The 14,567-nt window shown below is 53.8% G+C and carries 14 protein-coding genes and 1 tRNA gene; 2 read left to right on the top strand and 13 right to left on the bottom strand.

The window, feature by feature from the left end:
- Nucleotides 1–2: 2 nt before the first annotated feature.
- The 3 genes from B9Z44_RS12620 to B9Z44_RS12610 are packed head-to-tail and all read right to left on the bottom strand — an operon-like array spanning nt 3 to nt 3,018.
- Nucleotides 3–1,205: an ABC transporter permease gene (locus B9Z44_RS12620; RefSeq protein ID WP_104801411.1), complete on the bottom strand. Its 1,203-nt coding sequence runs from the start codon at nt 1,203–1,205 to the stop codon at nt 3–5.
- On the bottom strand, nt 1,202–2,395 hold the full coding sequence (locus B9Z44_RS12615) for an efflux RND transporter periplasmic adaptor subunit (RefSeq protein ID WP_108402595.1): 1,194 nt from the start codon (nt 2,393–2,395) through the stop codon (nt 1,202–1,204). The genes B9Z44_RS12620 and B9Z44_RS12615 overlap by 4 nt, the downstream gene beginning before the upstream one ends.
- Nucleotides 2,392–3,018, bottom strand: a complete 627-nt coding sequence (locus B9Z44_RS12610) for a TetR/AcrR family transcriptional regulator (protein ID WP_108358918.1) — start codon at nt 3,016–3,018, stop codon at nt 2,392–2,394. The genes B9Z44_RS12615 and B9Z44_RS12610 overlap by 4 nt, the downstream gene beginning before the upstream one ends.
- Nucleotides 3,019–3,193: 175 nt before the next feature.
- Here B9Z44_RS12610 and B9Z44_RS12605 point away from each other — a divergent pair, with 175 nt between their 5' ends.
- Complete coding sequence (locus tag B9Z44_RS12605) at nt 3,194–3,619, top strand: helix-turn-helix transcriptional regulator (RefSeq protein ID WP_108358919.1); 426 nt, start codon at nt 3,194–3,196, stop codon at nt 3,617–3,619.
- 1,178 nt (nt 3,620–4,797) lie between these two features.
- On the opposite strand, the gene B9Z44_RS12595 is transcribed toward B9Z44_RS12605, so the two are convergent.
- The 10 genes from B9Z44_RS12595 to uvrB form a co-directional block, all read right to left on the bottom strand.
- A tRNA-Val gene (locus tag B9Z44_RS12595) sits at nt 4,798–4,872 on the bottom strand.
- Between the two features lie 36 nt (nt 4,873–4,908).
- The gene (dnaQ, locus tag B9Z44_RS12590) at nt 4,909–5,622 is read right to left on the bottom strand and encodes a DNA polymerase III subunit epsilon (protein WP_108402594.1); all 714 of its coding nucleotides are present in this window, start codon (nt 5,620–5,622) and stop codon (nt 4,909–4,911) included.
- A 2-nt stretch (nt 5,623–5,624) separates the two neighbouring features.
- Nucleotides 5,625–5,963, bottom strand: a complete 339-nt coding sequence (gene fdx / locus B9Z44_RS12585; protein ID WP_108358922.1) for an ISC system 2Fe-2S type ferredoxin — start codon at nt 5,961–5,963, stop codon at nt 5,625–5,627.
- Nucleotides 5,964–7,820: a Fe-S protein assembly chaperone HscA gene (hscA, locus tag B9Z44_RS12580; protein ID WP_108402593.1), complete on the bottom strand. Its 1,857-nt coding sequence runs from the start codon at nt 7,818–7,820 to the stop codon at nt 5,964–5,966.
- Between the two features lie 18 nt (nt 7,821–7,838).
- Complete coding sequence (gene hscB / locus B9Z44_RS12575) at nt 7,839–8,387, bottom strand: Fe-S protein assembly co-chaperone HscB (protein ID WP_245912817.1); 549 nt, start codon at nt 8,385–8,387, stop codon at nt 7,839–7,841.
- A gap of 28 nt (nt 8,388–8,415) precedes the next feature.
- Complete coding sequence (gene iscA / locus B9Z44_RS12570; protein ID WP_108402592.1) at nt 8,416–8,739, bottom strand: iron-sulfur cluster assembly protein IscA; 324 nt, start codon at nt 8,737–8,739, stop codon at nt 8,416–8,418.
- A gap of 15 nt (nt 8,740–8,754) precedes the next feature.
- Nucleotides 8,755–9,144, bottom strand: a complete 390-nt coding sequence (gene iscU / locus B9Z44_RS12565; protein ID WP_104800239.1) for a Fe-S cluster assembly scaffold IscU — start codon at nt 9,142–9,144, stop codon at nt 8,755–8,757.
- 15 nt (nt 9,145–9,159) lie between these two features.
- Nucleotides 9,160–10,380: an IscS subfamily cysteine desulfurase gene (locus B9Z44_RS12560; protein WP_108358924.1), complete on the bottom strand. Its 1,221-nt coding sequence runs from the start codon at nt 10,378–10,380 to the stop codon at nt 9,160–9,162.
- A 16-nt stretch (nt 10,381–10,396) separates the two neighbouring features.
- Entirely contained in the window at nt 10,397–10,936 is a 540-nt protein-coding gene (gene iscR / locus B9Z44_RS12555) for a Fe-S cluster assembly transcriptional regulator IscR (protein ID WP_108358925.1), read from the bottom strand.
- A gap of 128 nt (nt 10,937–11,064) precedes the next feature.
- Complete coding sequence (gene uvrB / locus B9Z44_RS12550; RefSeq protein ID WP_146180627.1) at nt 11,065–13,116, bottom strand: excinuclease ABC subunit UvrB; 2,052 nt, start codon at nt 13,114–13,116, stop codon at nt 11,065–11,067.
- Between the two features lie 216 nt (nt 13,117–13,332).
- Here uvrB and B9Z44_RS12545 point away from each other — a divergent pair, with 216 nt between their 5' ends.
- A complete protein-coding gene (locus B9Z44_RS12545; protein ID WP_108402590.1) occupies nt 13,333–14,529 on the top strand; it encodes an amino acid aminotransferase in 1,197 nt (398 codons plus the stop codon).
- Nucleotides 14,530–14,567: the final 38 nt, after the last annotated feature.

Genomic DNA, 14,567 nt, shown 5'->3' with positions numbered 1-14,567 from the left:
CCTCAACTGATGGCCTGAGCCGGATCAACAAGTAAGGCAACACGAATAGCCATCGTGCTAGCCAATGCGCAGATTAGCATCGTGGCCCCAAAACCCACAATCGCATCTTGCGTCAGAAGCAAAACAAACTTAGGAAATACTGGCGCCCAAATCGTGGCAGCAACTTTGCCCACCACAAATCCAATCACACCTAAACCCAATGCTTGCTGCAAAATCATGGCCGCGATGGTGACGTTATGTGTACCGATCAATTTCAGAACAGCAATCTCTCGAATCTTCCCAAGTGTCATCGTGTAGATGATGAAAGCCACGATTGCGGCACTCACAACAGCAAGGATGACTAAAAACATACCAATTTGTTTGGCTGATGTTGCAATCAATTTTTCAATCAGGATTTCTTCCATGTCTGCGCGAGTGAATACGGTCAGATGCTTCCAGCGGCGAATAGGTTCAGCTACATGATCGGCAGACCACCCATCTGACACTCGCACTAAGACCGCATTGACATTACGACTACTGGTTTGTAAGTTTTGTACAGCTTCTAGCAAACCGGGTACTGCTGGCCTATTGAACGCACCATTTACGGCAGTTCGCACGCGGTCGTTCACGATTGCCTCGTTGTCTTTGAGGAACTGCGCTTCTTGCGCATCCTTAAGTGGAATGAAGACCATTGGGTCCCCGCCCGATGACACCATGCGACGTGTCAGTCCAACTACCTCATAGGTGTGGCGTCGGATCTCAACTTTGTCACCTATAGACAAACCACTTTTAATGTCGGCAACCGCCTCGTAGTGGCTAAGCATGAGGTGACGCCCAGCTAACAAATAGCTGGGTTGCCCCGGTAACCCCTTAGCTCCCGGCTCGATACCAACAACCATAGCTCTCGCCTCTTTACCGCCAACAGTTTTAACCTGCATGGTGAAGTAAGTGATGTTGGACGCCATGTCGACACCCGGCATTCCCGTGATGCTTCGAACCACATCGTCTTTGAGACTTGAGGCTTCTGCATATGGGCCTTGGGTGTCTTTTTGAACTACCCATAAATCAGCGCCGCTGTTGTTGAGCAGCGCCTGCGCATCATCAACCATGCCACGAAATACACCAGCCATTGTTAGCGTGACGCCAATCAGCAAGCCTAGACCTAGGCCTGTTAAAACAAACTTAGCCCAGCTGTGTTGAATGTCGCGTGCAGCGAGATTAATCATGGCTTAATCTTTTTAGCTAAAGCATCCACCACACGAAAGTTGGCACCTTCAGACAGTGCCTTTTCGCTATAAACAACCACGGTGTCACCTGAAGCCAGCCCTTGAATTGCCTGAACTCGACCATCAAGGCTGGCAGCGCCCCATTGGACTTGCACAAACTCAAGTCGGCCATCAATGACTCGCCAGACACCTGAACGACCTTGATAAGTTTGCACACTGGCTTGCGGTATGGCTAAGGCGTCCGTTGCTTCCTTTAAGTTAAGTGTGACTTCAGCCATTTCACCAATAGATAAAGATGGCGGCATTTGCTCAAAGGCAACCTGAGCAATTCGCTCTTCAGTTACAGCGTCAGCTTGTAGTTCCACCCGTTCAACCTTACCTAGGAGCGAGTGTTGAGGACTAGATCTCAGTACGATCTGCGCAGGCAACCCAACTTCAAGACCAGATGATCGCCCTTGGTCTACACGCAACTTGATCCATAAACTGGATGGATTAGCCAACCTAAGAACAGGTTGCCCAGCGACAACCGTGCTGCCCGATTCAGCATCTCTGCTAATTACGACGGCATCAGCTGGTGCTACCAATTTGGTGTTTTGCTTTTGCAAAGCAACCGCAGTTCGTTCAGCCTGCAAACGCAGGGTTTCTTGCTTAGCGGCTTGCAGGTTAGCTTGAGCAGCTTGATACGCCGCATCCGCAGATTGCAGCTCTTGATCTCGTCCCTCTAAAGCCGCAGAACTGATGAAATTTTGCTTTGCTAATTCTTCATAACGCTTCAAATTTGCGTTCGCAAGTTCTCGTCTTGCCTTGGTGTCAGCGACTTGAGCTTTACCAGCTATCTCCACGCTAGATGCTTTCGATAAAGCAGCTTCTTGTGCATTCAAGCGTTGGTCTAGATCGACTGGGTCCATTTCTGCCAGCAACTGACCTGCTTTTACCGCCTGACCCACATCCACGTGTACTCGCAACACACGACCAGCTACGGTTGGCCCCATAAGCCAACTTTGACGAGCCTCCACACTGCCGATTCCAAACACAGAGGGGGTTAGGCTCTCTTTTTTAACTTGGATGACAGTAACTTTTGTTGGTGCTAACGGTCCCATGCGAAAAGCCATGAAACCAATCGTGATTAGCACTAGACCAGTTGCTGCAACCATTACGACCTGTTGCTTGCTTAATTTTGGAATTTTCATTTGGACGTACCTGCTTTTTTCACGGAAGAAGCAAGAAGTCCCGCCTCATAAATGCTGAACACTGTTTTTGCTTGCTGTTTTATCTTTTCGAGACTGCCAGTAATTAGTGACTGCATCACCAGGCCTTGGATTGCGCCAATAAACAGAACCACAGCTGCTTGCAAATCAGCTTCAGGTGAAATCTCAGCATCCTTGCGAGCTTGTGCCAGGAGTCCAGAAATCAATTGCCGGTAGTCAGCCATAAGCAGCTGAACCCTCTCTTTAAGCAGGGTCTGCTCGGGATGCTGAAGCTCCTGAAAGATCAACCTAGGAACGCCTGGATATTGCTGAACAAAGCCGATATGAGCCATGAACACAGCTCTTAGGGACTTAAAGGCCGTTTGATTTCTTACTTTGGCTTCCAGCATCAATTTTTTCATTAGATCTTGATGCGCCCACTCAATTGCAGCAAGCCAGATGGCCTCTTTACTGTCAAAGTGCTTAAACACACCGCCTTGAGTGATTCCAATGACATTTGCCAAGTCACCTGTAGTAATTTCACTGGGACTCTTAGTTGCAGCCAAAAGCAAAGCAGCGGCTACTAACTCGGCTTGCCGATCTTCAGTTTTAAGCTTAGGTCGCAAAAGTCACCCCTCATTAATTAAGTAATTGATGAATTACTTTAACACGTATTGGTTTAATGTGTGTCTATAAGAATTCATGTTCAAAACTGATCAACTTTGACAAGTTGCAGCAATCACTGATGTCGCTGAAAATACTCGAACTCACTCACCTCTTCTAGCTGAATAAACATTACAAATGACTACTTTTGTTAATCAACTCAAATCTGAAATCGCTCGTATTGCCAAGAAAGAAATTCGTGCCGAGACCCAGCAACTCAAGAAAGCATCTGCGCAGTACCGATCGGATATTGCTGCGTTGAAGCGGCACATCGTTGCGCTTGAAGCAACTGTGAAAAAGCTTTCAAAGGGTCAACTAAAGCCTGTGCTAAAAGTTGACAAAGAATCATCAACCCCCCTTCGCTTTCGAGCTAGTGGTTTTGCAACCCTTCGCAAGAAGCTGGATTTATCCGCAGAACAGATGGGAAAGTTGATTGGCGTTTCAGCGCAATCGGTCTATCACTGGGAAGCGGAGAAATCGCGGCCTCGTACGAGCCAACTCCCATCAATTGCGGCTGCACGCAAGCTGACGAAGAAAGAGGCTTGGGCGAAGTTAGGTCTCTGATCAAACATGCGTGAACGGCATAACGTCTCCTTTTCCTACATTTATTTATCCGTTGCCATAAATAAATGCATGCGAATATTTGAGCTTGCCAAACCAAAATCACCAGAGCAACTGAGACTCGATCAATTGAAAGCCTCAAGCAAACGTGCAAATAATGCGTTGAAAGTTGAACGTCAAAGACAAAAGGCACAACGCGCACAAAAGGCTTTGAGTCAACTACTCAAACCTAAATCGAACACGATCAAACCAATTCAACCAATCAAACCCAGATAGCCAAAAGAAAGCCGACGCTAAGGCCGGCTTGTTGAACATCAATGTGTTTAATTGGCTTTGGCGGGCAACTTCAAAGTAGCTCGTTTGCTTGAAGTAGCTTCTATGTCAAAGCCTGCTTTGACCAGTCCGCTATTCACCCTGAAGACTATGTATTCATGACGCAGGCAAAGTCACGTGACAACGCAATCAAATCGCTAGGCCGTCAATTCGACATCGTGCTTGATGTCACAGGGATGAAAGTTAGTAACGTTGGCGAGCCTCGAAGTCTGTACAGCCTGCGTCACAGCAGCATCATGTTCCGATTGATGTTTGGTCGAGCTGTGGACACACTGACACTGGCAAGAAACGCGCGAACAAGTCCCGAGATGATTGATCGCTTCTATGCTGCCCCACTACAAGGCGAGATGAATATTGGCGAGTTGCAGAGTAAGCGTAGACCACGGCCTTGGGAATTGGGCCAAGCAAAATAGAAGCTAAAGCCGTGGGTACCGAGTAAAAATCACCAGCTTGATTTGAAAAGTACTTCACCTAAATTTTTCGTAGCCCAAATTTTTACGGGTGCAGGACCCAATTCAGGCCCCCTTAAAGGCGTCAAAAAAGCCCTACAGCGCGTTTTTTAAAGTGCCCGTAGGGCTGAGTAGCTGAACTCAAATCAAAACAAACGTAGCGTTTAATTCCTTAACGGAAATTTAGCCCGAGGCTCAAGCACTCAACGAATGTGCGATGCGCAGTACAGCTTGAAACGCTGCGCGTGGAGATTGATTTGTTGTTGGTTCATAGTTCGAAAATCTAAGGAAAGACTTCGAAAAATCTATGAAGAGTAGTATGGTCTATCTATACTACTTTTAGACGTAAAAAAAGCACTAAGAATCGCTTCTAAGTGCTTGATTTCATTACGGCAAAAATGGTGGGCGATGCAAGTTTCGAACTTGCGACCCCCACAGTGTGAATGTGGTGCTCTACCCCTGAGCTAATCGCCCATTTTTACCGTCTTTCCATCTCTGGAAAGACCGTGATTATGCCACAGAATTTTGTAGATTTCGCCAAACTGTTTTTCCACCGCTGGATTTATCCAACTGGGTCAGTACATCGTCGTGTTGACTCATCTCTTGTTCCGTCGCCACGATCACCGGTAACTGATAGCTGCTGAGGTCCACACGCTCTGTCGTGCGGCTTTGTTCGTCGTTGCTCTCCACTTCCATCAGCAAGGCGTCTTGGCCGCGCGTCATGTTGATGTAGACATCGGCCAACAGCTCGGCATCGAGCAAGGCGCCGTGCAGCGTACGGCCCGAGTTATCTACTTCTAAGCGGTCGCACAAGGAATCGAGCGAGTTGCGCTTGCCCGGGAACATTTCCTTAGCCATCACCAAGGTGTCGGTGATGCCATCGACAAACGTGGTGAAACGCGGGCGACCTTGCAGCTCTAGCTCTTTGTTCAAAAAGCCAATGTCGAACGGCGCGTTGTGGATGATGACTTCTGCGCCTTCGATGTATTCCAGAAACTGGTCCACCACTTCGCCGAATTTGGGTTTGTCTTTCAAGAACTCGTTGGTGATGCCGTGAACGCGCAAGGCGTCTTCGTGGCTGTCACGCTCAGGGTTCAAATAAAAATGCAAGTTGTTGCCCGTGAGCTTACGGTGCAGCAGCTCGACGCAACCAATCTCAATGACGCGGTCACCGTTCTCGGCCGAGAGGCCGGTGGTTTCAGTATCTAGAAAAATCTGGCGCATGGTCAGTGGTTTTCTTTGGCGTGGTTGATGGTGTATTTGGGGATTTCCACCACCAAGTTTTGCTGCGCCACGATGGCTTGGCAACTCAGACGTGAATTGGGCTCCAAGCCCCAAGCACGGTCAAGCAAGTCGTCTTCGTTTTCATCGGCTTCGTTGAGCGACTTGAACCCCTCGCGCACGATGACGTGGCAGGTGGTGCAAGCGCAGCTCATGTCGCAGGCATGCTCGATGTTGATGTGGTTTTCCAACAGCACTTCGCAGATGGTGCTGCCAGCGGCAGCTTGCAGCTCGGCGCCCTGAGGGCAGAGTTCAGCGTGGGGCAAAATTTTGATGACGGGCATTTAGATATTCTCGATGTTTTGTCCGGCCAAGGCGTGTTGAATGCCTCGGTTCATGCGTTGAGCGGCGAAGGCTTCGGTGCCTTTGGCCAGCGCTTCCGTGATGGCTTCGATGACAGCTGCGTCTTCGAGCTTTTTGGCGTCTAGTGTGGCCACCATCAACGCGTCGATGCGCGCACGGTCTTCGGCAGACAACAAATCGCCATCGGCTTGCAAGGCACTTTGCGTGGCCAACCACATGCGGTCAGCATCCACACGGGCTTCGACCAACGCACGGGCTTTGATGTCTTGCTCGGCGGTCTTGAAGCTGTCTTGCAGCATGGCGGCAATTTGGTCGTCCGACAAACCATACGAGGGCTTGACGGTGATGTTGGCTGTGACGCCGCTGAGCTGCTCTAACGCGCCCACGCTCACCATGCCATCGGCATCGACCGTGAAGGTCACGCGAATGCGCGCAGCGCCTGCGGCCATGGGCGGAATGCCACGCAACTCAAAGCGTGCCAAACTGCGGCAGTCGGACACCATGTCACGCTCACCCTGCACCACGTGCAAAGCCAAGGCGGTTTGGCCGTCTTGGTAGGTGGTGAAGTCTTGCGCCATCGCGGTGGGAATGGTTTGGTTGCGCGGCACGATGCGCTCCACCAACCCGCCCATGGTTTCAATGCCCAGCGACAACGGAATCACGTCCAACAACAGCAACTCACCATCGGGGTTGTTGCCTGCGAGTTGGTTGGCTTGAATAGAGGCACCGAGTGCCACCACTTCGTCAGGGTTGAGGTTGTTCAGGGGTGCGCAGCCCAACAGATCAGCCACGGATTGCTGCACTTGCGGCATGCGGGTGGAGCCGCCCACCATGACCACGCCTTGGATGTCGTCTTTGCTGAGCTTGGCATCACGCAAGGCTTTGCGCACAGCAGACAAGGTGCGCTGGGTCAACGCGGCCGTGGCGGCTTCAAACTCGGTGCGTGTGACGGTGTGGCGCAATGCGCCGCTCGACAAAGCCACTTCAAACGTGGCGCTATCAGCCGCGGACAAAGCTTCTTTGCAAGCACGCGCAGCCACCAACACGTTCGATTTATCAGCGGGCGTGGCAATGACGCAGCCGGTTTGGGCTTGCACCCAATCGACCAAAGCGCGGTCGTAATCGTCGCCGCCCAAAGCGGAATCGCCACCGGTGGCCAACACTTCAAACACGCCGCGTGTCAAACGCAACACAGAGATATCAAACGTGCCGCCGCCTAGGTCGTACACGGCGTACACGCCTTCGCTGGCTTGGTCTAAACCGTAAGCAATGGCCGCAGCGGTGGGTTCGTTGATGAGGCGCAGCACGTTGATGCCTGCGAGTTGCGCAGCGTCTTTGGTGGCTTGGCGTTGGGCATCGTCAAAGTACGCGGGCACGGTGATGACCGCGCCGTACAAATCGTCGTTGAACGTGTCTTCGGCGCGAAAGCGCAAAGTGGCCAAAATTTCGGCACTCACCTCGACCGGGGACTTCTCACCCACACGGGTTTGGATGGCCAACATGCCAGGCTTGTCGACAAACACATAAGGCAGTTGGTCGCGGTTGGCAATGTCGGCCACGCCACGCCCCATGAAGCGCTTCACAGACACCAAGGTGTTTTGTGGGTCTTGGGCTTGTGAAGCCAACGCGGCGCGGCCAATTTGGCGGCCATCGCTCTCAAGGTAGCGCACCGCCGACGGCAAGATGACATGCCCTTCAGCATCGGGCAAGCACTCAGCCACGCCGTTGCGCATAGCCGCGACGAGCGAGTGGGTGGTGCCCAAGTCAATGCCCACCGCGATGCGTCGCTGGTGTGGGTCTGGGGCTTGGCCAGGTTCGGAAATTTGTAACAACGCCATAGGTGTGTATTGTCGCTTTCAGGAGGCGTCTAGTTGGTCAATTCGGGCTTCGATGTCGCGCAAAAACTTCTCGATGAACATCAGCCCCCTCACCTGCTGCGCGGCTGCGGGCAGGTCGTGTGCGGTGTCAATGAGCTGGGCGCATTGCTGCAAAGCAGCCTTGTGGGCTTGCTGCACTTCGTCAAACAAGGCTTCGAGCGCGGCCACATCTGCTGAGTCATCCATGGCCTCGCGCCATTCCATGTGCTGCATCAAAAATGCGGCGGGCATGGCGGTGTTGTTCTCGGCTTGAATGGGTGCACCGCCCAGCTCGCACAAATAGGCGGCGCGGCGCATCGGGTCTTTGAGGCGTTGGTACGCCTCGTTGATGCGCACCGACCACTGCATGGCCACGCGTTGTGCGGCTGTGCCTTGAGAGGCAAATTTGTCGGGGTGGGCTTCGCGTTGTAGGTCTTTCCAACGTGCATCAAGTTGGGCACGATCTTGTGCAAACTGCACGGGCACACCAAAGAGTTCAAAGTCGCTGACCGCGAGCTGCGCCGACAACGGCTTGGCCGATTCGTTCACGTGGCGCCCCGCTTTAAGCTATTGAGATTTAAATACGGAACGATTCGCCGCAACCGCAACGGTCACGTTCGTTCGGGTTCAAAAACTTGAAGCCCTCGTTCAGGCCTTCGCGCACGAAGTCGAGTTGCGTGCCGTCGATGTAGGCCAAGCTCTTGGGGTCGATCAACACCTTCACGCCGTGGTCTTCAAAGACCACGTCTTCCGGTTCTTGGTCGTCCACGTACTCCAGCTTGTAAGCCAAGCCCGAACAGCCCGTGGTCTTGACGCCCAAGCGCACGCCCACGCCCTTGCCGCGTTTGGCAAGGTAGCGGGTCACGTGTCGTGCCGCGGCTTCAGTCAATGTGATGGCCATGGTGTTCTTCTTGGGTTAGGCGGTAGCGTGTTTCTTTTTGTAATCATCCACAGCGGCCTTGATGGCGTCTTCAGCCAAGATGGAGCAGTGAATTTTCACAGGTGGCAGCGCCAGCTCTTCAGCGATTTCGCTGTTTTTCAAAGCTGCTGCTTCGTCCAAAGTTTTACCCTTGACCCACTCGGTCACGAGTGAGCTGGAAGCGATGGCAGAGCCGCAACCGTAGGTTTTGAAACGTGCATCTTCAATCACGCCCGTGACGGGGTTGACCTTGATTTGCAACTTCATCACGTCACCGCAAGCGGGCGCGCCCACCATGCCGGTGCCCACAGAGTCGTCGCCCTTGTCAAAGGAGCCCACGTTGCGGGGGTTTTCGTAGTGGTCAACCACTTTTTCAGAATAAGCCATGGTGAATCTCCTAAATTAGTGAGCAGCCCATTGGATGGTGCTGATGTCGATGCCTTCTTTGTACATGTCCCACAAGGGGCTCAGTTCACGCAGCTTGGCCACGTTGAGGCGGATGGTTTCAATGGCGTAATCGATTTCTTCTTCGGTGCTGAAGCGGCCAATCGTCATGCGCAAGCTGCTGTGCGCCAACTCGTCGCTGCGGCCCAAGGCGCGCAACACATAGCTGGGCTCCAAACTGGCCGACGTGCAGGCAGAGCCCGACGACACGGCCAAGCCCTTGATGCCCATGATGAGCGACTCGCCTTCCACGTAGTTGAAACTGATGTTCAAGTTGTGGGGCACACGGTGCTCCATGTTGCCGTTGATGAAGACTTGCTCCATATCCTTGAAGCCGTCGAGCAAACGCTGTTGCAAAGCTTTGGCTTTGGCCAAGTCTTTGGCCATGTCTTCTTTGGCAATGCGAAAAGCTTCACCCATGCCCACGCACTGGTGCGTTGGCAAAGTGCCGCTGCGCATGCCGCGCTCATGACCGCCACCGTGCATTTGCGCTTCGAGGCGCACGCGAGGTTTGCGGCGCACATACAAAGCACCAATGCCTTTGGGGCCGTAGGTTTTGTGAGAGGCCAAGCTCATCAAGTCAACAGGCAAGGTGGTCAGGTCGATCTCCACTTTGCCCGTCGCTTGTGCAGCGTCAACGTGGAAGATGATGCCTTTTTCGCGGCACATCGCGCCGATGCCAGCGATGTCTTGGATCACACCGATTTCGTTGTTCACGAACATCACGCTGATCAAAATGGTGTCGGGGCGAATGGCGGCTTTGAGCGCGTCCATGCTCAGCATGCCGTCTTCTTGCACGTCGAGGTAGGTCACATCGAACCCTTGGCGCTCCAGCTCACGCATGGTGTCGAGCACGGCTTTGTGCTCTGTCTTCACGGTGATGAGGTGCTTGCCCTTGGACTTGTAGAAGTGCGCCGCGCCTTTGATGGCGAGGTTGTTGGACTCAGTCGCGCCCGAAGTCCACACGATTTCGCGGGGGTCAGCACCGATCAACGAGGCCACATCTTCACGGGCTTTTTCAACCGCGGCTTCTGCTTCCCAGCCCCACGCATGGCTGCGGGAAGCGGGATTGCCAAAGTGCTCGCGCAGCCAAGGAATCATGGCATCCACGACGCGTGGGTCGCACGGATTGGTCGCACCGTAGTCGAGGTAAATGGGGAAATGGGGTGTCATGTCCATGATGGGTCCGTAAAAATTAAAGAGGCTTGGCGAAGGCGTTGCCCAAAGCAAACACCGAATTAGGTGCGTTCACACGAATGGGTTTGACCACGGGCATGGGTTGGATGGCACGTTTCAAAGTGGGCTTGTTTTCAATCTCAACGCCCTTGGCGATTTGCTCGTCCACCAGCTTTTGCAGGGTGACCGAGTCCAAAAATTCCACCATGCGTTGGTTGAGTGAGGCCCACAGCTCGTGCGTCATGCAACGACCGGTTTCGCCCAAACAGTTTTCTTTGCCGCCGCAATGGGTGGCGTCGATCGGTTCGTCCACAGACACAATGATGTCAGCCACGGTGATGTCTGCGGCTTTGCGCCCCAGCGAGTAACCGCCGCCGGGGCCACGGGTGGACTCCACCAAGTCGTGACGACGCAACTTACCAAACAGCTGTTCGAGGTAAGACAACGAGATTTGTTGGCGCTGGCTGATGGCAGCCAAGGTGACGGGGCCTGTGTTTTGACGCAGGGCCAAATCAATCATGGCAGTGACCGCAAAACGGCCTTTGGTGGTGAGACGCATGGCAAGCTCCTCTCTGTGGTTGGGCTTTGTCGACTAATTAGGTCAAGTATAGCCTAATCCCCACGGATTTGCTCGGGTACTCTCGGTAATGACCCTATTTGTCGATGACAAGAGTCAAGGGTTGGCAATCAAAGTTTTTGCGCCAGCACCGACACGTTGTCGTGCCCTGCCCCACCAAAAGCTTGTTCGCGCAAAACGGCCAGTTGATCGCGCACGCGTGCGGCGTTTTCGAACTCGAGATTGCGGGCATGTTCCATCATCAGCTTCTCTAAGCGTTTGATTTCTTTGGCCACATCGCGTTCGCTCATGTCTTCGATGGCGGCGCGTTGCAGCTCGCGCTCTTGCGCTTCTTTGCCCGCCTTCTCGCTGTAAACGCCATCGATCAAATCGCGAATCCCCTTGACCACACCGCGAGGCGTGATGCCCATTTCTAAGTTGTGCGCGATTTGCTTGGTGCGTCGACGCTCGGTTTCGCCAATCGCTTTTTTCATCGACTCGGTCATGCGGTCGGCGTACAAAATGGCTTTGCCACTCAGGTTACGCGCCGCACGGCCAATGGTTTGAATCAAGCTGCGCTCAGAGCGTAAGAAGCCTTCTTTGTCAGCATCCAAAATGGCCACCAACGACACCTCAGGCAAGTCAATACCCTCGCGCAGCAAGTTGATGCCCACCAGCACGTCAAACGTGCCCAAGCGCAAGTCGCGCAATATTTCCACACGCTCCACCGTGTCCACATCGCTGTGGATGTAGCGCACTTTCACGCCGTTGTCGGTGAGGTAATCGGTCAGCTGCTCGGCCATGCGCTTGGTCAGCGTGGTGATGAGCACGCGTTCGTTCAGCTCCACGCGGATGCGGATTTCTTGCAGCACATCGTCCACTTGATGCGTCGCAGGGCGCACTTCCACCAAGGGGTCCACCAAGCCTGTGGGGCGCACCAACTGCTCCACCACTTTGCTGGCGTGCGTTTTTTCATAGTCAGCGGGCGTGGCAGACACAAACACCACTTGGCGCATGCGCTTTTCAAACTCATCCAGCTTCAAGGGCCGGTTATCCAAGGCGCTGGGCAAACGGAAACCATATTCCACCAGTGTGGTTTTGCGCGCACGGTCACCGTTGTACATGCCGCCGAGTTGGCCAATCATGACGTGGCTTTCATCCAAAAACATCACTGAGTCTTTGGGCATGTAGTCGGTCAAGGTGCTGGGTGGCGCGCCGGGAGGCGCACCCGACAAATGGCGCGTGTAGTTCTCAATGCCTTTGCAGTGGCCCACTTCGCTAAGCATTTCCAAGTCAAAGCGCGTGCGTTGCTCTAAGCGCTGGGCTTCGACCAGCTTGTTCATGCCCACCAGCTCTTTCAAGCGTTCGGCCAATTCCACCTTGATGGTCTCCACCGCCGCCAACACGCGGTCACGCGGTGTGACGTAGTGGCTAGATGGGTAAATGGTGAAGCGCGGAATCTTTTGGCGAATGCGGCCCGTGAGGGGGTCAAACAGTTGCAGGCTTTCAATCTCGTCATCGAACAACTCGATGCGAATGGCCAGCTCAGAGTGCTCGGCGGGAAACACATCAATCGTGTCGCCGCGCACGCGGAATTTGCCGCGTGAAAAATCTTGGTCGTTGCGCTCGTACTGCATGCGCACCAACTGAGCAATGGCGTCACGCTGGCCCACTTTGTCGCCAGCACGCAGGGTCATGATCATCTGGTGGTAGCTCTCGGGCTCACCGATACCGTAGATGGCCGACACCGTGGCCACCACGATCACATCGCGGCGCTCCAAGATGCTCTTGGTACACGAGAGTCGCATTTGCTCGATGTGCTCGTTGATGGCGCTGTCTTTCTCGATGAACAAATCGCGCTGGGGCACATAGGCCTCGGGCTGGTAGTAGTCGTAGTAACTGACGAAGTACTCCACCGCGTTGTTCGGGAAAAACTCACGGAACTCGCTGTAGAGCTGCGCCGCCAAGGTTTTGTTGGGTGCAAAGATGATGGCAGGCCGCCCCAACTGAGCGATCACATTGGCCATGGTGAAGGTTTTGCCCGAGCCCGTCACACCCAACAGGGTTTGAAACACCTCGCCGTCGTTGACGCCCTCTATCAACTGGGCAATGGCCGTGGGCTGGTCGCCTGCAGGCGGGTAAGGCTGAAACAGCTCAAACGGCGAACCGGGGTAGCTGACCATCGTGCCCTTGGGCGCATCTACGGCGGCTGGCAATGTGTCAGGAAGTGTTGCTGCGGTGTCAGACATGATGGGTAAAAACTGTATAGCTCGAAAAAAACGTACGGTTCTAAAAACCCTGCGGGTTGACCCTTAAAATTTAGGCCGAACACGCAAGCCTACCGCAGACTGCGCTTGTTTACCTAACCTCCTCTCTTTATCCGTGATCAAGGACTGACGATGTCAATGTTTACCGCTGTCGAAATGGCACCCCGCGACCCCATCTTGGGCCTCAACGAGCAATACAACGCCGACACCAACCCCAACAAGGTCAACCTCGGCGTGGGTGTGTACTTCGACGACAACGGCAAACTGCCCCTGCTGCAATGCGTGCAAGCCGCTGAAAAAACCATGATGGCCACGCCCACGGCGCGCGGCTACTTGCCCATCGACGGCATCGTGGCGTATGACGCTGCTGTTAAAAGCTTGGTCTTCGGTGCTGACTCTGAGCCCGTCACCTCTGGCCGCGTGGCCACCGTGCAAGGCATTGGCGGCACAGGCGGCTTGAAAATCGGTGCTGACTTTTTGAAGCGCTTGAGCCCCAACGCCACCGTGTTGATTTCTGACCCCAGCTGGGAAAACCACCGCGCTTTGTTCACCAACGCCGGTTTCAAGGTCGATACCTACGCTTACTACGATGCTGAAAAACGCGGCGTGAACTTTGAAGGCATGTTGGCTTCGTTGAACGCAGCTGCCGCTGGCACCGTGGTGGTGTTGCACGCTTGCTGCCACAACCCCACCGGCTACGACATCACCGCCGCCCAATGGGACCAAGTGGTGGCCGTGGTCAAGGCCAAAAACCTCACCGCCTTCTTGGACATGGCTTACCAAGGCTTTGGCCATGGCATTGCCGAAGACGGCGCTGTGATTCAAAAGTTTGTGGACGCTGGCCTGTGTTTCTTCGTGTCCACCTCGTTCTCCAAGAGCTTCAGCCTGTACGGCGAGCGCGTGGGTGCGTTGAGCGTGTTGTGCGCCGACAAAGAAGAGTGCAGCCGCGTGTTGTCTCAGCTCAAAATCGTGATTCGCACCAACTACTCCAACCCACCCATCCACGGCGGTGCTGTGGTGGCTGCGGTGTTGAACAACCCAGAGCTGCGCGCTTTGTGGGAAAAAGAACTGGGCGAAATGCGCGTGCGCATCAAAGCCATGCGTCAAAAGCTGGTTGACGGCCTCAAAGCCGCTGGCGTGAAGCAAGACATGAGCTTCATCACCACCCAAATCGGCATGTTCAGCTACTCAGGCTTGAGCAAAGACCAAATGGTGCGTTTGCGCTCTGAGTTTGGCGTGTACGGCACCGACACAGGCCGCATGTGCGTGGCTGCGTTGAACAGCAAAAACATCGACTACGTGTGCCAAGCCATCGCGAAAGTGATGTAACACCACACGGCTTGCACGCTTGACGTGCAACCAAAAAA

The organism is Limnohabitans curvus (assembly GCF_003063475.1).
GTDB classification, from domain to species: domain Bacteria; phylum Pseudomonadota; class Gammaproteobacteria; order Burkholderiales; family Burkholderiaceae_C; genus Limnohabitans; species Limnohabitans curvus.
This window is presented reverse-complemented; position numbering and strand designations above follow the sequence as displayed.

Coding starts and splice junctions, on each gene's coding strand:
- fdx (WP_108358922.1), bottom strand. CDS start 5,963: ATGCCCGTCATCAAAATTTTGCCCCACGCTGAACTCTGCCCTCAGGGC.
- B9Z44_RS12620 (WP_104801411.1), bottom strand. CDS start 1,205: ATGATTAATCTCGCTGCACGCGACATTCAACACAGCTGGGCTAAGTTT.
- hscA (WP_108402593.1), bottom strand. CDS start 7,820: ATGGCGTTGTTACAAATTTCCGAACCTGGCCAAGCCCCAGACCCACAC.
- B9Z44_RS12545 (WP_108402590.1), top strand. CDS start 13,333: ATGTCAATGTTTACCGCTGTCGAAATGGCACCCCGCGACCCCATCTTG.
- iscA (WP_108402592.1), bottom strand. CDS start 8,739: ATGGCCATCACATTGACTGAAGCCGCGGCACGACACGTGACCCGCTAC.
- B9Z44_RS12615 (WP_108402595.1), bottom strand. CDS start 2,395: ATGAAAATTCCAAAATTAAGCAAGCAACAGGTCGTAATGGTTGCAGCA.
- iscR (WP_108358925.1), bottom strand. CDS start 10,936: ATGCGTCTCACCACCAAAGGCCGTTTTGCGGTCACTGCCATGATTGAT.
- B9Z44_RS12605 (WP_108358919.1), top strand. CDS start 3,194: ATGACTACTTTTGTTAATCAACTCAAATCTGAAATCGCTCGTATTGCC.
- B9Z44_RS12560 (WP_108358924.1), bottom strand. CDS start 10,380: ATGGACATGACACCCCATTTCCCCATTTACCTCGACTACGGTGCGACC.
- iscU (WP_104800239.1), bottom strand. CDS start 9,144: ATGGCTTATTCTGAAAAAGTGGTTGACCACTACGAAAACCCCCGCAAC.
- uvrB (WP_146180627.1), bottom strand. CDS start 13,116: ATGGTCAGCTACCCCGGTTCGCCGTTTGAGCTGTTTCAGCCTTACCCG.
- dnaQ (WP_108402594.1), bottom strand. CDS start 5,622: ATGCGCCAGATTTTTCTAGATACTGAAACCACCGGCCTCTCGGCCGAG.